The sequence below is a fragment of the Lacticaseibacillus salsurivasis genome, assembly GCF_036246225.1.
GTDB classification, from domain to species: Bacteria; Bacillota; Bacilli; order Lactobacillales; family Lactobacillaceae; genus Lacticaseibacillus; species Lacticaseibacillus salsurivasis.
This window is the reverse complement of the sequence record NZ_BTTP01000011.1, coordinates 1-22,972: the sequence shown is the minus strand read 5'-3', so window position 1 is coordinate 22,972 and position 22,972 is coordinate 1. Positions and strand designations below refer to the sequence as shown.

At 54.1% G+C, this 22,972-nt stretch carries 9 protein-coding genes and 1 pseudogene; 1 reads left to right on the top strand and 9 read right to left on the bottom strand.

Going from position 1 to position 22,972, the window contains the following annotated elements; all coding sequences use genetic code 11:
• Window positions 1-597: 597 nt before the first annotated feature.
• The 4 genes and pseudogenes from AAA927_RS08635 to AAA927_RS08620 all read right to left on the bottom strand — a co-directional run.
• Window positions 598-4,239, bottom strand: a pseudogene (locus tag AAA927_RS08635) (polysaccharide lyase family 8 super-sandwich domain-containing protein); the annotation flags it as partial.
• A gap of 519 nt (window positions 4,240-4,758) precedes the next feature.
• Window positions 4,759-8,784, bottom strand: coding sequence for a polysaccharide lyase family 8 super-sandwich domain-containing protein (locus tag AAA927_RS08630; protein ID WP_338217493.1), 4,026 nt, complete (start codon window positions 8,782-8,784; stop codon window positions 4,759-4,761).
• Between the two features lie 397 nt (window positions 8,785-9,181).
• On the bottom strand, window positions 9,182-9,427 hold the full coding sequence (locus tag AAA927_RS08625) for a hypothetical protein (RefSeq protein WP_338217492.1): 246 nt from the start codon (window positions 9,425-9,427) through the stop codon (window positions 9,182-9,184).
• Window positions 9,428-9,514: 87 nt separating this feature from the next.
• Window positions 9,515-9,841 carry a hypothetical protein gene (locus AAA927_RS08620; protein WP_338217491.1) on the bottom strand — a complete coding sequence of 109 codons (327 nt, stop codon included), beginning with the start codon at window positions 9,839-9,841 and terminating at the stop codon, window positions 9,515-9,517.
• A 371-nt stretch (window positions 9,842-10,212) separates the two neighbouring features.
• Here AAA927_RS08620 and AAA927_RS08615 point away from each other — a divergent pair, with 371 nt between their 5' ends.
• Window positions 10,213-14,511, top strand: coding sequence for an Ig-like domain-containing protein (locus AAA927_RS08615; RefSeq protein ID WP_338217490.1), 4,299 nt, complete (start codon window positions 10,213-10,215; stop codon window positions 14,509-14,511).
• A gap of 217 nt (window positions 14,512-14,728) precedes the next feature.
• Here AAA927_RS08615 and AAA927_RS08610 read toward each other — a convergent pair whose 3' ends face one another.
• The 5 genes from AAA927_RS08610 to AAA927_RS12875 form a co-directional block, all read right to left on the bottom strand.
• Entirely contained in the window at window positions 14,729-19,927 is a 5,199-nt protein-coding gene (locus AAA927_RS08610; RefSeq protein WP_338217489.1) for an endo-alpha-N-acetylgalactosaminidase family protein, read from the bottom strand.
• Window positions 19,928-20,248: 321 nt separating this feature from the next.
• Window positions 20,249-21,079 carry a class A sortase gene (locus AAA927_RS08605; protein WP_338217486.1) on the bottom strand — a complete coding sequence of 277 codons (831 nt, stop codon included), beginning with the start codon at window positions 21,077-21,079 and terminating at the stop codon, window positions 20,249-20,251.
• The gene (locus AAA927_RS08600) at window positions 21,072-21,926 is read right to left on the bottom strand and encodes a class C sortase (RefSeq protein ID WP_338217484.1); all 855 of its coding nucleotides are present in this window, start codon (window positions 21,924-21,926) and stop codon (window positions 21,072-21,074) included. The genes AAA927_RS08605 and AAA927_RS08600 overlap by 8 nt, the downstream gene beginning before the upstream one ends.
• Window positions 21,904-22,794, bottom strand: coding sequence for a sortase (locus AAA927_RS08595; protein WP_338217482.1), 891 nt, complete (start codon window positions 22,792-22,794; stop codon window positions 21,904-21,906). Before AAA927_RS08595 ends, AAA927_RS08600 begins: the two co-directional genes overlap by 23 nt.
• A 92-nt stretch (window positions 22,795-22,886) precedes the next feature.
• Window positions 22,887-22,972, bottom strand: an 86-nt coding sequence (locus AAA927_RS12875) for an IS3 family transposase (RefSeq protein ID WP_366150658.1), incomplete at its 5' end; no start/stop codon positions are given.

Sequence of the window (22,972 nt, the reverse complement as noted above, 5' to 3'; positions counted from 1 at the left end):
CTTTTTTAAATCGGGCCACGATACTCATTATTTTCACCTTTTTAACCACGCCATCAGCGTTACTGTACACTTTGAAAAATGAGGACTTTCACCTTCGTTGTCATGGTCTAATGGTTTTCGCCAATTTTCACGAATTGGGTTTTTAAGCCCGAATCCAAGCCTATTAAACAGGCGTTTGTTGCTTCCAACTGCTAACCACTTTTGTACATACCAATAGTGAACGATGCCTGGTCTGCAAACACGCTACCCCTTTGCAGGCACCAAAAAGCACCATTCACCTGCGATTCACAGGGAACGGTGCCGGTTTAACTCACTGTGGTCCTAAACCAATCACGCGCGGTGCTTACGCCAGCTCAGCGCCACTGCAACTAACAACGCAACCCCAAGCACACTTAACGCGGCAAAGGTCACTTCGCCGGTGCTTGGCAGGCTTTGGTGCTTACCGGTTTGCGGCTTGCTGCTTTGATTTGGCTTCCCGGTTGGCTTTGGCGCCGGCGTTGGCTTTGGTGCTGGCGCCGGTTCTGGTGCTGGATTTGGTTCTGGCTCCGGTGCTGGTTCTGGTTCCGGATCTGGCGTTACGGCGACCAGGGCCTTCATCGCAGCGTTCACCTTAGCCGTGGCGGCATCCACTTCTGTTTGGGTGGCTTCGTTGGTCAAGGCTTTGGCCTCAGTGATGGCTGCCTGCAACGCTGCCCAACTGGCTTTGGTGTAAGCTTTTTCGTCATACTTACCCGCTGCCGCCAGCGCTGCTTCCAGCGCAGAAGTATCAGCGACTTTGGCCAAACCTTTGATGGCCTCATTCAGCGCCTTGATGGCGGCATCCACTGCAGCCTGAGTGGCTTCCGGATCAGCTGCAACGGCTTGGGCAGAGACCCGCACTTTCTTCAAGGCTTGCCAGGTGCTTGGCGTGTAGTCGGCTTCCTTGAGCTTGTCGGCCGCTTCCAGGGCATTGGTCAGGGCTTCTTTATCTGCTACTTTGAACAAATCCTTGATGGCGGTGGTCAGGTTCTGAACCGCAGCATCGACATCGGACTGCGCGGCATACTGGTCATCCACCAGCGCTTCCGCTTGATCGAGGGCCGTTTGCACTTTGGCAAAACTGCTTGGCGTGTAATCAGCAGCGACCAGCGCTTTGGCCTGCGCGACCACTTTTTGCAACTCAGTTTTGTCGACTGGGACTGCGAGCTGCACGGTCACAGTTTGACTCGCGCCAGCCAGGCCCGTGGTGTCAAAATGCAACTGGTTGCCTGCTGCCGTGAAGGCGCCGGCAGCCTTGGTCGTGATTGACACCGGATGGTTGAAGGTGAAGTTCACCGTGGCGCCGGTTTGCCGCGGTTCAGCGGCGGTTAATTGGTAACGGTTATGGCCCAGGGATTTGATGACAACGGCGGCGGTGTTATCAATTGATACGAGATCCGCTAGCTGGTCGGCCTTGGTCCAAACATTCGCTAGGATTTCATCCTTGGTTTGAATGGCCTGCAGCTGGTTGCTGTTGGCCAGCACTTTGTAACTTGGCGTTTTCGCCAACGCAGCGATTTTGGCATCGGTAGCGCCAGGAACGGTCACATATTCGTAGCTGCCATTGTCGACGTTTTGGCCGTGCATCGCGGCCAGGGTCAGATAGGTTTTAGAATAAACCGTATCAGATGGGAAGTACCCGTTGATCTCTTTATACGAGCCTTCACGGGTGGCTTGGCTGATGGCGACCTGGTCGTTGTGCGGCGCAATGATGTAGCCGACATTGTTTTTCGGGTCGGCCGCGTTGAGGTTGGCCCACTGGCTAACTGTCTTTTGGCTGGCAAAAGGCTGGCCATCGACGGTGATTTTTGTGGTGGCAGGATCGAATTGCCGCTGGTCCACGATGGTTTCGATGTCGGCTTTCGTGCTGCCGGTGATATTGGCACCGAGGTTAACGATTTGTCCGTCGAGCAGGAACCAAGACTTCATCGCCTTGAGGTTTTGGCCTTCGTTCACTTTGTTCAGTGCCATGCCGATGCTGGCAGTGTGGTGATCCGTGGCGCCACCCACCCAAGCTTGGGGGCTACGCGAAGAGGACTTTTCACCGACTGCCAATTCTGCGGTATCCACTGTGGTCCCAGGCAAGCGATACGGATCGACGGTTGGCCAGTAGCCTTCGCCAAATTGATCCAGGTCGTTGTTGTAGAGATAAACCATGCCATCGGCGCTGTGCCAGGCTTTACCGTTTTCGGTGTTGCCATATTCGAAGTTAGCGATGCGCTTGGAGTACATGGCAATCCCAACAGAATAGTCAGCCGTTTTTTGCAAAACGCGGTCCATCGAGCCATAGACGTTCAGTGACTCCACATCGGCTGGCTGCGCGGTGGCGTTGGCCAGAGCCGTTTTGAGGCCGGTGATGGCAGCATAGTCGCGGGGGTTGTTGAAGTAGTTGTAGCGATTGCCCACTTGCGCCACCCAAGTCGCCACGGCCTGATAGATTTTAGCCTTTAGCGGGGCCGGCGTCGCATCGGCGATTAAGGTCAGATTCGCCAGAGTTTCCTTCCCGGTTTCCAGCTCGGTGGTTTCGGGGTTGGTACCAGGCGCCCGGGAAATACTCCGCCCGGAAACCATTGAAGGCATCCGCCCGTTGACCATCAGCTGCAGATAACCTTTATCCAGCAGGTTGAAGACATTGGTGAATTGATTCTCGGCAATGGTCCAAGGCGTGCCAACCAAAATCGAGGAGACCCGTGCGATGCCTTTGATCATTTCGTTACCGTAGGAGCCATTGTACGGGAAGAAGGTGTGCTGCACGAAGGAACCATCGGCGTAAATGCCATCTTTCGCGGTCACCAACCCCATGGCTTTAGGTAGGTTTTGCTGGACCAGCGCCACGCGGCTGTCATCTTCCAGCAGCAAACCGCTAGCCAATACGGAAATCGAAATGTCTGTCAAGTTCGCGCCGGTGGCAGTGTAGCTTGGCCACTGAATATTAGGGTCCTTGCAGTAGCCCAGTAGCGGCTGGACGAATTTCACAAGGGTGGCATGATCTTTGGCGTTCAAGTCGTTGTACAGCAGCATCAAGGTGTCATCGAGCTGCTGCGCAGAGCCGATTTGCCAATCCCACCAGTTCTTGGCCCAATAAGTACCGTTATATTGCTTCTCGGTGATCATGAAGTTGATGGCGGCAATAATGGCATCGTAAACTGCCTGATCATGGTATTGCTTGCTGAGTGGGTTGTAATAACCCAGTGTCAGGAGCTTGATGTTGGTAAAGGTGGTGGTGTAGTCCGCCGAAATGGTATCCGCTGGCTTCAAGGCCCACAGGCGGTCGCGGTCGGCGCTGCGATCCATTGTCTCCCACAAGGTTTGGCTCTGGTTCGCTAAGCTGGTGAGATAGGCCTTCACATTCGCATCACTTAGATCCGGGTTTTCGGCAATCAAGCGGTCGCGCCAGCGCTGCCGCATTTGCACGTACTCGGCGCGCGCCGCGGCAACCGTGACCTCGGCTTTAGCACTGACATTGGTGTTGGCCACCGTAGCGGTGATGGTGGCTTTACCAGCTTTAAGTCCCGTCACCTGCCCCTTCGCATCAACCGTTGCCACGCTAGGGTCGCTGCTGGTCCAGGTGATGGCATCGGCTTTCGGCGTCATATCGCTTGGGGTCGCGGTGTATTTGAACTGCGTGGTGTTGCCAACGCTCACCGTTCTACTGGCCGCATCCAAGTTGAGGCCAGTCAGCGTTTGCGCCTTGGCGAAAGCCTTGATTTCATTCAAGCTAGTCCCATACGTTCGCCCGTTGGTGTGAAGCCACTGTTTTTCCTGATGGAATTTGATGTATCGGACCTGCTGTTGGGTCAAGGTAATTTTACGATCGGCCTTGACGCCAGTGCTAGCCGGCAGGTCCTTGTTGACGGTATAAACGGATTTGAACTGCTGATCATCCTTCGCCACCAACACTTCATAAGCCGGGGCTTCCGCAAAAAAGTCCAGATCGATTTCACTGACTGGCTTGGCTGCCCCTAGGTCGACGGTCAACCACTGATCATCAGTCTTACCCGCCGACCAGCGGGTGCTTTCATCCCCATCGACGGCTTTTTCCCCGCTGAACTGGGGATAAACCCAGCTACCATCATCTTTTTTATCGCCTTCGATGCCAGAAAAAGTCACTGGCCGGTTCAGGGCGAGGTTCAAGTTGTCATCCGCCTGCACATGCATCGCGCCGGTGGTCACCAGTGCCAACGCTAAGACGCTGGCACTAATCAAATGTCGCTTCTTCATTTTGCTCCTCCTCAGGTTCACCTTTTAGTCAATGCTGAGTGGCTTGCCGTCGCCCACCGACCGCCGTTCAGCTGCTTTACTTAAAATTTTGACCAGCGTGAGCGTACCAAGGTGCGGCTGGAAGCGCAATCATTCGTATCGCGCATTTGCCAGTGGTATACACCACCGGCAGGCGGCGTTCTGGGCTGGAAAATAAAAATGCCCGGATTGGGCTTAAATTTTCCATACCAATAGATGCTCGTTAAATCACAATCGCGTTTTTCCAAGCGGTAATCACTATTTATTAGCGATATTGCAATTTTAAATCGAGATATTTTTGTACATACCAATTTATAATAAACATTAAGCGTCCAGTTTGGCGAACAGCTGATTGCGGATTATAAACACGAAAATCCGTTGACCGGATACTTCTTTTGTCTGCCGCACATGGTTACAATCTCCAACACAAAACGCACCACCTCACGCGCGATGCGAGTGGAGTGGTGCGTTTTGATGACTCATGCCTAATTACGATACAGATTATGCGCGATGTTTCCGCCAAGTTAGCGCCACGCCTGCTAGCAGGCTCAGTCCGAGCACGCTCAACGCTGCAAAAGTGACTTCACCGGTGCTTGGTAAGCTGCGCTTTTTGGCTTCCGCCTTGGCCGCTGCGGGCTGGCTAGCCTTCGCCGGCGTTTGCGGTTTCTGTGCTGGATTCGGCTGTTTGCCTGATGGTTGGCCTGTTTGGCCAGTCGGTTGGGTACTTGGCTTTGTAATTGGCTTTGTAATTGGCTTTGTAATTGGCTTTGTAATTGGCTTTGTAATTGGCTTTGTAATTGGCTTTGTAATTGGCTTTGTAATTGGCTTTGTAATTGGCTTCGGATCAGTTTCATGATCGGTAGTCGCCGTTACCTTAACCAAGCCTTTGATAGCAGCATTAATTTTGGCGGTGGCGGCATCAACTTCCGTTTGGGTGGCTTCGCCAGTCAAGGCTTGCCCGGCCTTGATGGCCGCTTGCAGTGCCTGCCAGGTCGCGTCCGTGTAATTCTTAGCCGCGTACTTACCAGCCACAGTCATAGCCGCTTGCAGGGCAATGGAGTCGGCCACTTTATTCAACGCTTTTACGCTTGCTGTCACTTGGGCAGTGGCATCATTGACGGCATCCTGCGTCGCATCAAGATCGCTCGCGACTTGTTTGGCCGCAGCTAATACTTTTTGCATCGCCTGCCAGCTGCTTGGCGTATAGTTGCTGGCTTTCAGTTTATCGGCAGCCGCAATCGCATTAGTCAACGATTCCTTTTCTGCCACCTCGACCAGATCAGCAACGGCCGCGGTTAAGGCTTTGTCAGCAGCATCGATGTCAGCTTGAGAAGCGTCTTCGTTGCCAACAACTGTTTGGGCGGCGGCCAAGGCAGCTTGAACTTTGGCAAAACTGCTTGGCGTGTAGGCGTCAGCGGCCAAGGTTTGCGCTTTGGCAATCGTCTTGGTCAGGGCCGTTTTATCCGTTGGCACTGCCAGCTGGACGGTGACCGTCTGACTCGCCCCGGCTAAGCCAGCGGTTGCGAAATGCAACTGATTATCCTCAGCAGTGAAGGTTGTCGCGTCCTTGTCAACTAGGCTAACTGGATAGTTAAAAGTGAAGTTGACAGTGGCGCCAGTTTGCCGCGGTTCAGAGGCGGTGATTTGATAACGGTTGTTGCCGAGGTCCTTGATGAGCACGGCAGCGGTGTTATCGATTGAGACCAAGTCGCCCAGCTGATTAGCGCGGGTCCAAACATTTGCCAAGATTTCATCCTTGGTTTGAATGGCCTGCAGCTGATCGGTGTTTGACAGGACCTCATAACTCGGATTTTTCGCCAACGCCGCCACTTGGGCATCTGTGGCGCCAGGCACCGTGACATATTCATAAGTGCCATTGGTCACGGTTTTGCCGTGCATTGCGGCCAAGGTGAGGTAAGTCTTGGTGTAAATGGTATCGTTCGGGAAGGTCTTGTTAATATCCGAGTATGACCCTTTGCGTGTCGCCTGACTGATATCAACCGGATCATTATTTGGCGCAATGATGTAGCCGACGTTGTCCTTCGGATCGGCGGCATTGAGATTTGCCCACTGACTGACGGTTTTCTGATTGGCAAAAGGCTGACCATCCACTGTGACTTTGGCGGTTGCCGGATCAATTTGTCGCTGGTCGACAATCGTTTCGATGTCGGCCGTGGTGCTGCCATTGATATTCGCCCCCAGGTTGACAATCTGACCATCAAGCAGGAACCAGGACTTCATCGCCTTGAGATTTTGCCCTTGGTTGACTTTGTTCAAGGCCATCCCCACCGTGGCAATCTTGTTATCGCTAGCGCCACCTACCCAAGCTTGCGGGCTAAGGGTCGAGGCCCCAGCGCCGTCAGCCAGCGGCGCTGTGTCTACCGTGGTACCTGGTAGCCGGTATGGGTCCACAGTCGGCCAGTAGCCAGTGCCAAACTGGTCGTAGTCGTTGTTGTAGAGATAAAGCATCCCATCGGCAGTATGCCAGCCTCGCACGTTTTCATCGTTGATTGCTTCATAATTTGCAATCCGCTTGGAGTACATGGCAATCCCAACTGAGTAATCGGCGGTCTTTTGCAGCACGCGATCCATGGAGCCATAGATATTCAATGAATCGACATCATTGGCCTGAGCAGTGGTGCTGTCTAAGACCGTCTTCAGCCCGGTCAAGGCGGCGTAATCCCGCGGGTTGCTGTAGAAGTTGTAGCGGCTACCAACTTGGGCGACCCAGGTGGCAATGGCTTGGTAAATCTTGCCTTTGAGCGGCGCCGGCGTGGCATCAGCAATTAAACTCAAGTTAGCAATGGTTTCTTTCCCAGTTTCAAGCTCTGTGGTTTCTGAATTCGTGCCGGGCGTTCGGGAAATACTGCGGCCTGAAAGCATCGATGGCATCCGGCCATTGACCATCCCCTGCAAAAAGCCTTTATCGAGCAGAGTATAGATACTGGAGAACTGATCTTCGCCAATGGCCCAAGGGGTGCCCACCAGCACCGACGAAACCCGGGCAATGCCTTTAATCATTTCATTCCCGTAGCTCCCGGTGTAAGGGATATTGGTGTGTTGCACAAACGAGCCATCAGCATAAATGCCATCACTCACGGTCACTAAGCCCATCGCTTTCGGCAGATTTTCTTGCACTAAGGCGACGCGGCTATCATCCTCGAGTAACAGGCCAGTGGCTAACACCGTAATCGACACATCGGTCAAATTCGCCCCAGTCGCTACCGCATTCGGCCACCGAATATTAGGATCCTTGTCGTAACCCAGCAGCGGCTGGACGAATTTAACCAGCGTAGCATGGTCTTTTTGATTCAAATCGTTGTACAGCAGCATCAACGTATCGTCCAACTGCTGAGCGGCGCCAATTTGCCAGTCCCACCAGTTAACTGCCCAGTACGTGCCGTTGTACTTTTGGTCGGTAATCATGAAATTGATAGCGCTGATAATGGCATCATAAACGCCTTGATCGTGGTACTGCTTGCTTAATGGATTGTAGTAACCCAGCGTCAGCGTTTTAATTTTGGTGAATGCCGTCGTAATATCCGCCGAGTCGCTTTCGCCGGCCACTGCCGGCCAGAGCCGGGTACGGGTGGCGCTACGATCCATCGTATCCCAGACGGTCTGGCTTTGCGCCGCCAGATCCGTCAAATAGGTCTTGACGTTAGGATCGCTGAGGTCCGGATTAGTCGCAATTAACCGGTCGCGCCAGCGCTGACGCATTTGCACGTACTCTTCGCGCTGCGCTGCCACAGTGACTTCGGCGGTGGCAGTGACGTTACTGTCGGCCACTGCCGCGGTGATGGTGGCCTTGCCTGCCTTCACTCCGGTCACTTGCCCTTTGGCATCAACGGTCGCAACACTTGGATCCGAGCTGGTCCAAGTGACCGCCGAGGCAGCAGGCGTGAATTCGGTCGGCTTGCCGGTGTACGTGAAGCTGGTGGTGTTGCCCACGCTCACTGTTTTGCTGGCAGCATCTAGGCTCAAACTCGTCAGCCGCTGTTCATCGGCAAAGACCTTGAGTTCATTGATGCTTGAGCCGTAGTATTGCTGATTTTGGCTGTTAAGAAACTGCTTTTGCTGATGATACTTGATATAACGGACCTGCTGCTGCGTCAGCGTGATTTTACGGTTAACGACAGTGCCTTGCGTACCGTTTTTGACCGTGTACACCGGCTGGTAATTCTGATCGTCTTTGGCCACCAGCACCTCATATTCAGGTGATTCCGCATGGAAATCCAGATCGATTTCGCTGACGGTTTTGGTGGCGCCTAAATCGACGGTCAACCACTGGTCGTCTTGCTTGGCCGCCGACCAGCGGGTGCTTTCATCGCCGTCGACTGCCTTGTCGCCGGTAAATTGTGGATATACCCAAGACCCATCGGCCTTTTTATCGCCTTCCACGCCGGAAAATTGCACCGGCTGGTTCAAGGCCAAGTTGAGGTTATCATCGGCCTGGACATGGGCCGCCCCAGTCGCCAACAGCGCCAGCGTCAACACCCCGGCACTGATCAAATGTCGCTTCTTCATCTTTGCTCCTCCTAGCGTGCGGTTGAATCAACGCCGCGCGATTCACCAGTCCCCACCGGTGAATCGGGTCATTCAGGCGCGTAAATTTTTAACCAGCGTGAGCTTAACAAGAGATGTCTGAAAGCGCAATCAATTAAACCTGTTGGGCCTTGGTGGTATACCCCGCAAAATTACCGAAAAGAGGGAATTTAGGTACAAATTTGGTAAAGTTGGGCTTAAATTTAATCTATACCAGTTTGGGCGAGTAGCACTCTGCAGCGCCATATCATTTACTTTTTGCGATATATCTTGGTATTTTTTATATTTACTTGTGCATACCAATTTTATAAACCGCCAGTTTTCTTTAGCTCGCCGTCGCCGGAATCAAAAAATCGCCGACAAACGGCGATTTTTCCGATTACGCTTGAGTCTGCGGGGCCACCTCAACGTTGGCGCCCATTGAGACCAGGCCATTGAACGTTTCCTCGCAGTCATTCAAGTCAAACCCCTGCTTGGCGGTATTCGGTGTCGGTACTTTAACGGTAGTGAGCGGTGCCACTTCTCGCAGATATTCCAGCGCCGCCGGGGTGTCGGTTTTTAGGCCATCATCCCACCAGAGCGTGACTGGATTCTTGCTGATCATCAGCGTTACTTTGAATTCCATCTGTCTCGCTTCCTTCCTGTGGCTGAAGCGTTCCTTCTCCACCTAGCATACCGCACCCACCACCGGCGAAGCCAAAATGATGCTCAGCTAAAACGCCAGCGTCCGCAAAGTGGAGATACTTTTCCAGTAATCATCATAAGCCTGCTGCGTCGCGTGCTTAAAATCTTCCCAGTCCTGCTGCTGAAGCGTCGTCAATGTTAAGTGCTCCATGCTAATGGCGTCAGCAATGGCACGCCGGAGTGGCAGCACCGCCGTGTAGAGCTTCACCCCTTGGCATTTAGCATCCGCAATAGTCGTAATCAGTGCCTTACTCCGCGTAGCGAGCGATTGCGCCTGCGGTGATTCGGTGGCAAAGCTATGGGATAAACCAATCAATGCAGCTATAATTAATAATTTTTCTTGTTCGCCGGTCATTTAACCCCTCCTCAATTCTAACTTTGCCTCCGCCTTATTATCATTTTGCCACTGATTTGCAATAATCACTACCCCCTTCAGCCCATTTAGCTCATCCAAATCCTCAGGCCGAGAAAAAATGTCGGTTGCCATGCTGAACGTAGAACGCCGATATTTAGGCGCTCATTGATGATTTGTTGATCGTCAAATTCGAATGCGAGGCGCCTGAGTAAAAACAAGATGGTTGCACATTATTGTTCGAGCAAGGTAGAATACTCCCAAAATAATTTGGTAAACGTATTCAATCACATGAAACGTGGACCAACGAAAGGGGTGATTCGGGGCATTCTACTATAGGCACGCCAAAATGGGTAAAAAAGGAGCAAGGGAAAATGAGAATGAACTGGGTTAAAAAAATCGGGGTCGGCCTGTTAGGTATCGGCTTATTAGCCTTGGGCCTGAACCTGATTTCACCAAATATCGCACAGCCAAAAGCAGCTGCCGACGATGCGCTTTTCACTTCAGCTGGTCCGGCAACCAGTGGCACAACTTATTATGTGGACAGCCAAAACGGCAACGATGACGCCAACGGCACCAGCGCTGCCACCGCCTGGCAATCACTGACTCGCGTTAATCGAGTCAATTTTAAGCCTGGCGATCATATTCTGCTGAATGCGGCCAGCACCTGGAATAATCAGTACCTGTGGCCTAAAGGTGATGGGTCAGCCAGTGCCCCCATTGTCATCGACTTGTACCAAGTCGACGCCGCCGGCAAAGTGAGCTACACTGCCGCACGCCGGCCGGTCATCAATGGCAACGGGACCGAAAGCGTAGGCTCCTACAAACGCGCCGTTTCCGGCGCGGTTCAACTACGCAACCAAGAGAATTGGGACATTTCCAATCTCGAAGTCACCAACAGTGAAGACCTCAAGGACCAAAACGCCTACAAAAAACCTGGCACCACCCAACGTGCCGGGATCTTAGTCTATGGCGACACGCAAGATCATACCTTTAACAATATTCGGATTCGCAATAATTACGTTCACGATGTGCAAAGTGAATACTACCTGAACTATTCCGGTGACCGCACCAGCATGCGCTCAAAGAGCGTCGGTGGGATCATCGTTTATGGTGCCTGGTTCGACCAAGATGGCAAGGAAGTCATTCCTGCTGACGAGCATCGAAGCACCACCGGCTTTAACAATGTCTTGATTGAGCATAACGCGGTAGTTCGCACCGGCCTGGAAGGCATTCGCACCAAAGCCGATGCCGATACTTCGCGCGGTAACAGTTTCTTCAAGACTTTTACCAACGTTAAAATCAAAAACAATTATCTACAAGACATCGCCGGCGACGGCATCGTGTTGTCTGAAGTCGCAAAAGGTGGCTTGGTCGAAGGTAACGTAGTGGTTCGGCCATGTAACGCCGATTACGGCACCCAGAACTATGCCGGTTTATGGGCCATGTCAACGGATAATGCCGTTTTCCAGTACAACGAAGTCTACGGCATTCGCTTTGGCTACAACGATGCGGAAGCATTTGACATCGACATGGCCTGCGACGGGGTGATTTATCAATATAACTACTCTCACGACAATGCCGGCGGCTTCATGCTGACGATGGGTGATCAGCAAAACTCCATCATCCGTTACAATGTTTCCGCCAATGACGGCTTCGGCAACAAAGGCACGAATGCCGACAATCCCACCGGCACTGGTGCTCCCTACACTTATAGCCAGCAAAGTCTGATGCACTACTGGCAAAAAGTCGATAATGCCACGATGCCACGTTACTATAACAATAGTTTTTATATCGGCGACGGCATTTCCACCGCTGTATTCGGCGAAGGTAATAGCACCGATAACTCTGGTGTCACGGCCCATTTTGAAAATAACATTCTTAACAAGCAAGGCGCTGGCACCGTGGTGTTCTTGGCTAACTACCCGATTGACGGGAGCCCGGCCAAGGAAAACACGCTCGGTGGTGATTTGACCAAGAATTTCCAACGCAACGTCATTTTCCCGGCCAGCATTGCGACCACCCGGAGCGGCGCGACCCCAACCGTGTTAGCCGCTGGCGGCAACAAATTGGTTGACCCGCAGATGCCAGTCAGCACCAGCGCGGCGTTGCAAGCAGACCTCAAGGCGCAATCTGACACCGAGTTTGACCCAACCGCTGACGATATTACCGCCTTCACCAGCGTGGACAAACTTAAACAGCGTACAGAGATGTTCAAAGTCCCGGCGACCAGCCCAGCTGTTCAGCTAGGTTTGGCTCAAGATGTGACGCAGGACTTCTTCGGCACCAGCTTAACTGATAAGGTGCTTGATGCCGGCTTTGCCCAAGTTTCTGACGTCACCAAAACCACGCACTTCCGCGATGTCGACTTGAAGATTGCCGCGCAAACCGGTTTCTACCCGCAGCTGCCAGCCAGCTTGAACCTGACCTTTGATGATCTGGTGAACGGCGACGTGGTCAGCTCTGGTGAGAAAACCAGCGCCATTCAGTGGGACGTGATTCCGCTTGCGGATGTGCTCAAACCAGGCACCGTGACCGTCAAAGGCCGCGCCACCGACCTCGCTGGTGCCGCCGTGAACATTCAAGCCACTGTCACCTTCACCGGCGAGCTAGGCACCGGCACCAGCCAAATCTCACTGGTGGCCGATCAAGCGGCCTTTGTGCAAAAGAGTGACGGTAACGTCGCGTACTCCGCCGGTGCAGTTGGCTCTGGCACCGTACCTGCCGCAGACGCGTATAAATTCGTGTTCGGCGTAAACTACACCGGCAGTGCCTTAGTCAAAATGAAAAACGCCAGCACTGATCCGTACAACCGGCGAATTTACGTGTCGGTACCAACCGATCAACTGGCCAGTGGTTTTTCCTCGGCCGCGTTGCAGCTGAGCATCATGCGCTATGATGCCTGGAACTCAGCGACAGGCGCGACGGCGCAAGACAAAATGGCCAACACGCAGTTCCACCTGAATGTGTATGCGACTGCTGCCGATTGGAGTAGCAAAACCATCGCTTGGAATAACGCTCCTGGCAATGACACCACGGCGACACCGATTGTCAGCATCGATGTCACCAACAAGGACATCATCGCCAACAAGAACCAACTGAAAATCGATGTCTCGAGTTACCTCAAGCAGCTCGCGGCGCAAGGGACTTTACCAGACAAGGTGAGCTTCATGCTGGCGATTGCCCCATCAACGCTGCCCAACTACAACCCTGACAACAGCGGCTTTGATGCCTTCAGCGTGGGCGGTGCTGCACAGGCTTATGCTGACTACCAAGCTGGAAAACTGACGGTACCGGCTGGTCTCACCATGTCACCAACAGCCTTGGCCCCACAATTGATTGTGGCCAGCAACCTGTACGAAGCCGGCTACGAGCCAATTGAGGTCACCACTGATGCCGGCGTTGCGCCGACTCTGCCAGAACAAGTCACCGTTAACTACTCCGACGGTACCACCAAAAAAGCGCCGGTAACGTGGAATGACATTGATCCAGCTTTGTATGCGGGCGGCGGCAAATTTGCCGTTGTCGGTCAGGCCGCAGGTGTTGCCCTGCCAATCGTCGCCAACGTGACGGTCGGCGAAGCGCGCACCATCACTAGCTTTAAAGCCTTGCCAGTCGCGGACCGCTTCGTCGGTCACGCGCGCAATGACCTCGACCTGCCAACCACCGCTGTCGCCACCCTTAACGATGGCAGTGAAGTCACCTACAAGATTCTGAGCTGGGATGACGATCCGAGCAACTACACTGAAGCTTCCCCTGCTGGCACGTACCGGTTCCCAGCCAGCGTCGAGACGATTCCTGGAATTATCAATCCTAACGGTGAAAAGCCCACGCAAGAAGTGCACACCCACGCGGTGCCAACTGCAATGGGGTTTGCTGAACCAACGGTAGACGTGCAAGTTGGGAAGACGATCCAACCACTTCTGCTTTTCACTGACAAGGATGGTCAACCCATTACTGACGCCTGGAGCACGGCTACCAGCTACAAGCTGACCTCAACCTCACCGCTGAGTGTTTCCGCTGACGGCGTGGTCTCCGTACCAGACACCGTGACGCCTGGCAATTACAAGTTAACTGCCACCAGCACCCAGGTTCCTAGCCTCACCGCCACCGTCACCATTGTCGCCACCGAAGCGCCAGTCGCACCATCAACTGATTCTCTGGAACGCTTAATCGCCCAAACGCAGGAATTCCCTGCCGCTGATTTCACCACAGAAAGTTGGCAGGCTTTGACCGCCGCGTTGAAGCAAGCGCAGGCGGTGGCTGCCGATGACGCAGCGACGCAGGCAGAAATTGATGAAGCGATTGCCAATCTGAAAGGCGCCATCAATAATCTGGAGGTTGCCTCTCCAGATACTACCACTGATGGCGGCGGCACGCCTGGCAAAGAACCGGGTAAGAAGCCCGGCAAAGATCCTGGCAAGAAACCGGGCCAAAAGCCTGGTAAAGGGTCCGACCGTAATCCTGGCAAGAAACCAAGCCAAAACCCTGGTACTGACACCGGCACAAAGCCAAAGAGCGGCAAGCAAACTGTGTCGGCTGGGACAACGCAGAAAAGCAAAAAAGCCCTACCCCAAACCGGCGAAGCACTGACCGGGGCGACCTTAGTCTTCTTCGGCCTCGTACTCCTTGGCGGGTTGCTGTTCGGTCTTCACCGGAAACAACAAGCGTAACTGAATTCAACTAACTTCTCGATGCACCTGACCGCGATGGTTGGGTGCATTTTTGCGTCTACCATTCCCCCTTGTTTCACGTGAAACAGCATTATGGCTAGGTCCAACCACGACCGCATTTTCGCCATCAAAAAAGTGCCACCTGATCGGCTTGATCAAGTGGCACCTCTTTCATTGCTACGGAAACTGAGGAAGGTAGTTCAACAGTGCGGGGAGTTTAGTCTTCTTTGCGCTTACGGAACCCAGCGAGCATCCCTAGCGCGCCTAACACAGACAGCCCGACCAGGGTCGTACTGGTGTCAGCGGTATCGCCTGTCTTCGGCAAGTTCTTCTTGGCCGCTTTCATGGCCTTTTCTGCCTTCGATGGTGACTGGTGGTTGGCCTTAGCAATTTGGCCTTTGTGCTTGCCACGATTGCCCTTGTTGTCCTTGTTACCTTTGTTGTCCTTGTTACCTTTGTTGCCCTTGTTGTCTTTGTTACCCTCATTGCCCTTGCCAGGCTTGCCATTATCGGTAGGCTTGGTGACCTGTTTTTCTGGCAGGGTAAAGGTCGTCGTCAATGGTGCGGAAACCTCACCATCTTCATCAACGGCCCAAAGTACTAGCGTGTACTCACCCGGCTGATAACCTGTCAAGTCAGTTTGATCGGTCAGAACCTGCGCATCATCACCTGGTGTCGTAGGCAAGGTTTCCCCACCCGCGACAACTTGGAAGTAGTAGGTCGGGTTGGTCATGCCAGTAATGGTTGGCCAGTCAGCCACGGTGAACCCAGATGGCGTCAGTGCGCTAGCGGTCAATGCCTCGTTCCAAGCCGGCTTGGCGGCCAGCGCTGCCACCGCAGCCTTAACCGCATCAGCAGCTTGATTCAGGTCATCCACGGTGCTAGCGTCATCGGCCAGAGCCGCTTGGCCAGCCGCCACTGCCTTTTGCAAAGTGGTCCAGGTCGCTGGCTTGTAGTCAGCCTCATTCTTAGTCGCTGCTGTCGCCAAGGCGTCAGTCAATGCCGACTGCGCATCGATCTTCGGCTGCGGGTCCACCACAGTGACGGTACCGGTGGCAGTCGTCGTCAGGCCAGCGGAGTTCATGGCGGTGACGGAAACCGTATAAGTGCCTGGTGTCTGGGGATCGATTTGCGAGTCATCAACAGTCAGCCGCTGAATCTCGCTGCCATCAATCGTGTCTGCATAGGTCAAACTTGGCAGCCAATCAAAGGCGCTCAGGTCTTGCCCTTTCTGCATTTCGGTTGGTGCCACCGTCAGCGTTGGCGTGGTGCGGTCAACCAGTAGCGTGATATCAACTGCTGAGGCAAAAGTGTCTGGCGTATCGCCGATGGTGTGCACCGGAATCAGCACCAGTTTGTCGACATTAACCGTGTCAAAGTTCAGCGTCTTGGTGGTATTGTCACCGGCCCAGTTGCCGGAAGCCAGTAGCTTGCCGGTCGTATCGTCTGGCCCAGCGTAACCCCAGAGTTCGTACTGGGTGATGATCCCGTTTTTACCAGTGGCCCGCGGCTGGTAAACCAAGCCGTTGATTGGATAGGTGCCATCCAGCTGCATGGTGACCGTCCGCTGTTCCACGGTGGTGACATCATTCCAGTTGGTGTGCCAATCGGTGCTTGGATCGCCATCGAAGGCATTTTCAATTTCCTCACCAGGCTGGAACGAGCCCGTGCTTGGGGTAATGTGTTGATCTGGCAGCTGCTTGGTGGCGGCAATGCTAATCATGCCATTCGCCGCGTCTTGGAGGGCTTTCGAGGCGCCGGTGACGTCATCGATCGAAGCATCAGGGTTATCTAAGACCGCCTGCGCACTGGCCACTGCGGCATTGAAACTATCCACACTGGCTGGCGTGTAAAGGCTCATATCTTCCTTCTTCGCAGCATTAATCAGACGGGCCAAATCGCCGCGGATTTGTTCCAGATAGGCGGATTCAATGTTTTCGTCGCTGGTCAGTTCGGTCACTTTGAAGTTATCCAAAATGAAGTCGTACTGCCCACCGGCGAGGCTCTTAATGCCAAAGCCCATATTGCCATCGTCTGCGGCCACGGCCACCAAACTAACGTGCTGCGTGTGGTTCACAGTCAGATCAGTGGCAGATTGGTCGCCATTGGTGGCCGGTAGCGCATTGAAGTACTGGCGATACATTTCGCCATCGATGGTAACTGGCTGGAAGGCACCGTTGCCATCAGTTTGGTAATCAAATTCAATCTTGTAGTACTTGCCGGCCTCGAATTGAACGGATTGCGGCATTGTCGTATACAGCAGCCCGCTGCCTTGCTTATGGGACTTCAAGGACCAGTCGCCGCCCAGCACGTCGTCAATCTTGTTGCCATTCCAGCCGTACTGCGTGTAAACATCATGCCGTTCGGACAGGTGATCGCGCGGATCAGCCACGCCATCGGCACTGCTGTTAACGAACGGATACAGCCCAATGGCCTTGGTGTCTTCAAAGTCTTGATCAATGATGACCTTGTTGCCGTCAGCATCCGTGGTGCCATTTGCCAAATTCGTTTCCCGGGAAATAACCCGCAGATCATCGAATTGCGCCAACGTGTCCCCAGCATCAGCGGCCAAGGTCACCGTCACGGTGGCGTCGGCTGGGACGGTGAAGTCTACCCGGGCTTTCTGCATGTAGGATGGCGCGTCAGCTGATGTGTGATTCGTATCGGCTTGAATGTAATTCTGGACGATGGAATTGCTGAAGGTCAGCGTTTGCGGCTGGCCATTCACCGTCACGGTGATGGTCACCGGCCGGTTGTGGGTTTCGGTGTTCACATACAGGCTGTAATCACCGGCTGCCAGTGGCGCAAGCTGTTGGGTGACACTCATCGCCTGCTTGCCGGCTTGCAGCAAGTAGTCGCCGTTATCATTGCGAACCACCTGGGGATCACCGGTGACTTGCCAGTTATCTGCCAGCGTGTTGGCCGCGTTGAAGCCAGGGTCTTTGAGCACGGTGCCTTCACCGAAGTTCAGATCCTCGGTACCTTCTTCAGTCAGCGTCAAAACGTAAGGCGTGGCGGCATCCAAATCCAACGTCACCGCACCATTGACCACGTCGACTGCCCCCAGCGCCACCCGGCCTTGGTCGGTCAGCTTGTACAGGTACAGCTGCTTAGCATCCTTGAAGCGGTCCGTGAGCTGCCAGGTGGTAGTGCCAGTTGTGTCGCTCCAGTAGTAGAGCTTGTCAAAATTGAGCCCGGTGGTGTCAGTCGTGCCGGCCTTGATGCCATTGCCTACGGTATCCGTGGAGTCCCAAGGCAGGAGCATGGAAACGGAATGGCCGGTTTCGGCGCCGCCATAAGTCAACTGGTCGCGCAGCACTTCGACGCCGTTCATGGTAATCAACTTGGTGCCGGTGGAATTATCGACTTTCACCCCGTTATCGAAACTAATCGAGCCGACGTAATCCTTTTTGGTGTTGTCCCAAGTGGCATTCCAGTTGGTGATGTTGAAGTGCTGCAGGAACTTGGTTGGCAAATCCGTGCGGTAGGTCACATCCACAAAGCTGTCAAAATCAACTTTAGCGACCCAGCCTTCGAAGGCTTCGAATTCGGCCCCACCTAGCAGCGAGTTATCGCCGATGGTCCAAGTGTCTTTTTGGTTGTTGCGCATAAAGCGTTCGATGTTACTGTTCACGCCTTTAGTGGCACTGCCGCCGTACGCTTTTTCAGCGGACCAGTGATTCCACAAGGTGTCATATTCCAGGGCATTCGGGAATTCGTTGTGCAGTTCCCAGCCGAGGCTAGCGATTTCGGCGCCTAATTCACGGGATTCCCAGCCGGCTTCACCTTGGTTGCCCCAAACATCGACGTAGATGAAATCGAGGTCAGGACTGAGGGCCTTCAAGGCCTTGAGCCGAGCCAGACGGTCACCGCTTAAGGCATCATAGCGCTGGTTGATCATGTAGGAAGGATCCAGCCAGTCCCAGCCCTTCTTGGTCGGATCAACGAGCTGATCGTCGAAAGCCTTGGCTTCTGGATAAGATTCAGTGTCGTTGATGTGGACCCCAAAGCTGGCATTGTAATCATGGCCGGCTTCAATTAAGGCGTTGAAATCCTCTGCGCCGCCTTGGCGTTCCCCAACCGCATCGTAGTCTGGGTGGGCCGAGTCATGGCCTTCGCTTTGGTATCCTTTGAGCAGTACCGTTTGGCCTAAGCCGTCAGTAATGGCGTAGACGCGCTTGGTTTCATCAAGGGTGGTTGAAAACGGATTGGTGGCTTCCGACGCGAAGTTCATCGGAATGCGCTGCGCTACCACGCGCCGCGTATCTTGCCAGCCCAGCGGATCATTAATGATGTCGCGCGTTACAATGGCCGCGTCCTGCCAGTCGACAATGCCGTCGCCGTTTTCGTCTTCAGCAAAGGCCGCAGACCATTGCGGCAACGCGGTGAGGCTGTCTGTCAGCAGCGAAGTGTTGTCTTCCGCTGCCCGCAGTGTGAAGTAATTGCTGCTCAAGCTGGCCAGTTTTTCCCCCGCCACGGTTTGCGTAGTTAAAATGAGCCGGTTGTCTTCGGACTTATCGGCGCCATCTTGGGCCGCATTGGACCAGACGCCGGCCGCCACCGTGTCATTGTTGACAAAGGCGTACCGATAGTTTTCGGTGCCTTCTGCCTGACTGGCTAAGGCTTTGAACGTATCCCCAGTCGCCCCATTGGTTGAAGCGCTGGTGGCCGTATCCATTCTTGCCCCAGCAAAGCTGGCATCCTTGTCAGTCACCGCCACGCTCGCCAGTTGGTCATTCGGGAAAGCGAGCTTGTGAATGATAGTACCGTTCAGTTCTTGAATGTTGCTGACGGCGAAGTTCACCGTTTTGCCGCTCACCGTTGCCGTCACGGTGAAGCTCAGCTTGTCCGTCACGGTCATGGTGTAGCTGGCCTGCGTGGCACTGAGCTGAGTGAAGGTGACGGTTGGCGTGTAAGCCACCCCATCCAGCGTAATCTGCGTCAAAGCAGTTTGCGTTGCCTTCATGGTCTTGCCGTCTTTGAAGGTGTAGCCATAAACTGCAGGGAACGTCGTCGATAAGTAGGCGCTCATGTCAGCAGTCGTCAGCGTCTGATAAGCCAGGCCGCTTGGCACGACTGCCGGAGCAGCCTCAGGTGTTGCGGTAGCAGCTGGCGCCGCAGTGGCAGTCTTGGTTGCTGGCGCTGGCGTCGCGGCCGGCTCAGCTGTCGCTGCTGGTGTGCTGGCCGCGGTGTTCGCGGTCGCGCTGGCTACAGGCGCAGCGGCAGTGGCAGCAGTCTGCGCCTCCCCTGTCGCCGCATCAGTGGCGTCAACTTGCGCGGTTTGTGGCGTACCCGCTGCCACATCTGCATGCACTGTTGTCGTGGAAATGGCTGCGATCCCCATCGCGCCAGAAACTATACCCATTACGAGCCAGCGTTTACCGGCCTTAAACATTTTGTAGTGCTTTTTCTCCATGTTGCTTCCTCCTCCGTAAATGAAAGCGCTTGTGGTACGCTCATGAGTGTACACGCCGTTTATTAGTTTTTCAAACCCTTTTCAGTTTTGTACTCAATTATTTAAAAGATAAAAAAATATTTTTGTAAGCGTGATTTCGACATCAAAAAAACGCCAAATCGCTCGGGATTTGGCGTATACCAATTCGGCTACAAGCTAAGATTTTTGACCGCGATGGCGGCTGCCGTTGATCTTCTGTTTGGCTTGCATCAACTTCACCTGTCGCAAGCAAAAACGTCAGTCGCCACCCAACCTAGGGCGCAACCGACGCTAGTATTCACTCTATTCAGCAGCTTGGGACTGCCGCACAAATCCGACGCCACCCAGCAGCATTAAAACCACGAAGGCGACCAGCAGGCCCCAGAGCCACCCGGTAATACGGCCGTTCAAAAACAGCAACGCAAATGCGCTGTACCAAGGTTGACGGACCAGCCACTGCGACCAACCACCGGCAGCCGCCACTTGTTGATGCACCCTAGTGGCAGCCGCTTTCGTCGTCGTTACGCGCCGCGCCACCACCACACGGCGATATTGGGTGCCAATCGGACCTTCGCAGCGAATTAGGGTCACCCGATCCTCTTTGGTCTCGGCCAGTACCTGAATTTCCGTTTCCTTCACCACCCGATTGTCGATCACGCGATAAGTAAAGACGTGGCGGCTATCTGTCAGGTAAACCGCCGCCCCAATTTTCACCCGGTTCAACGCCGTCAGCAGGACCTCCCCGCCGCCGTGAAAATTGTGCGCCGCAAAGACGTTGTTGCCTACCCCCAGCGGCCGATCTGGGAAGTAGCGTGCCACGCCCGCCGCCAAAGTTAGATTCGTCATTTGGGCAAACACCGGCAGCTTGATGTCGACACTGGGTATGAGTAGCGCCGCATAGCCGCTTTGCCGCTGCAACTGCGCGGCCTGAGTCTGGGCCTGCACGTAGGTCTTGGCGCTGACTTCACTGATTTTGGCTTGACCACTGATCGCCTGCGCTTGCGCGTTGGCTTGCATTGCCTGCACATCCAGCGCAGGCGGCGTTGCCAGATTACGCCACACCAAGGCCCCAGCAGTTAAAATCGCCACCAACATCAGCGCCGCCGGCAGGAACCACAGCCATCGTTTACGCATGGGCAGCCTCCTGTTTGCGCTGCTGTTTGCGCGCATAGTACCAGTAGGCCAGCACCAGCGCGAGCAACAGGAGCAAGAAGCAATACTTCCAGATATTCATCAGCGACCAGCGATCGCGCGCTTTGACTGGCGTGTGCTTCGCCGTGGCCAAAGGAATTTTGTGCGCAAACACCAGCAGGCGATGGTCATTGATGCCTTGCGGTGTGCAGGTCATCAAGATGATTTTGTTTTGGGCATCTTTGATGTTGAAGGCTTTGTAGGCATCAGGCTGCTTGGGGTCAATCACTTGCTGGCGGTCGACGGCATAAGCATACTCATGCGCAAACGCATCCACGTAGACGACATCCCCTTTTTTCAGATAGCGAATGTTGTCAAAAAAGATGCGGTTGGCCAACCCGGTGTGCGCGGTCAGCGATGCGGTGACATTTTTGCCTGGCGCCGGCAGTGAGGTATAGGTCAGCGAACCCACGCCTTTGGCCAACACGGCATCAGAGGTCCCGTAAAACACCGGCGTTGATTTCAGGTGAATGCTAGGAATCCGCACGTAGCCAAACGCCGCCTCAGCGTCGCTTTCAATCTGCTGGTAAGTGACACCGGGAAACGGCCGCACCTGGCCTTTTTGATGCGCCAAGATGTTCGCATTGTACTGCTTGATCAGGGCATCGCGGCGTTTATCAGCGGGATAAGCGCGCTTGCGATAATCCTGCGCGATTTCGAGGCGTTGATTCGACGCGATCCAGTCGTAAACGAACGGCGTGAAAAACAGAATCACCGACAGCGCAATCCCCACCAGGAGCAAAATGCTGACCAGCCGCGACGGGCGTTTAGGTTTCGTTGTTGCTGCCATGACGGGCCTCCTTTTGCTTGGCGTATTGGCGGCGCTTGTGCACCAGCCACGTGTAATAAATCAGGAACAACACCACCAGCAGCGACATCACATAGAGCCACACATGGTACAAGCTGAAGGTATCGCGCTTCACCACTGGCGTTTTTTGCGCTTCATGTAGCGAAATCCGCCGGCCGTACACCAACAAGCGATGCGAGTTGATGAACAGCGGCGTGCAGGTCAACAGCACCGACACATCGCGGCCAGGCTGGATTTTTACGGCGTTCAGCGCATTTTTAGCCTGCGGATTCACCACTTTGGTCGTGGTGACGCGGTAGGCTTTGCGGGAGCCATCGAAGGTGGTGAGGTAATACACGTCACCTTTTTTCAGGTAGCGAATATTATCAAAAATCACCCGGTTGGCTAACCCGGAGTGCCCAGTGACCACCGCCAGCGTGTTCGCTCCACCATAGGGCAAGCTGGTGCCAGGCATGGTGCCAGCGCCTTGCGCTAACACTTCCTCGCTGTCGCCGTAGCGAATGATGGTGTTTTTGATGCCGACACTAGGCACACTGACGTAACCAATCACGGCTGGCGCCTTCACCTGAGCGTAGGTGCGAATCGGTGAGGGTAGCGGCTGCTTCGTCTGCCGGGCGTAGAGATTGGCATTGTAGCCTTGCACCCGGCGTACCAGCGCCGACGTTGGCGTTTTGGCCACGGCGCGGTCAAACTGCCCCGCCTGCAGCGTGGCTTGGTGCTGAATGTAGCCCGTGTAGACTGAAGGGCCGAGCAGCAGCACTAACCCAACGATAAAGATCAGCCCAAACACGAGGTTGAACCAAAAGCGTGACCAGGTTTTTGGCGCGAATAATCGCCAGTGTTTAGCCATCTGCGGCCCTCCTTTCGACAACGAAATGACCCTTACCGGAGTAAAGGTCATTGTGAAGTGCAATAGAAAAGTTAGACAATTTAGATTTTGAATTAAGCAATCATGGTTTGTTCCCGGTACTCAACTGGGGTCAAGCCATTTTTGTTTCTCGAAATTCTGACATTGTTAAACCAATCCA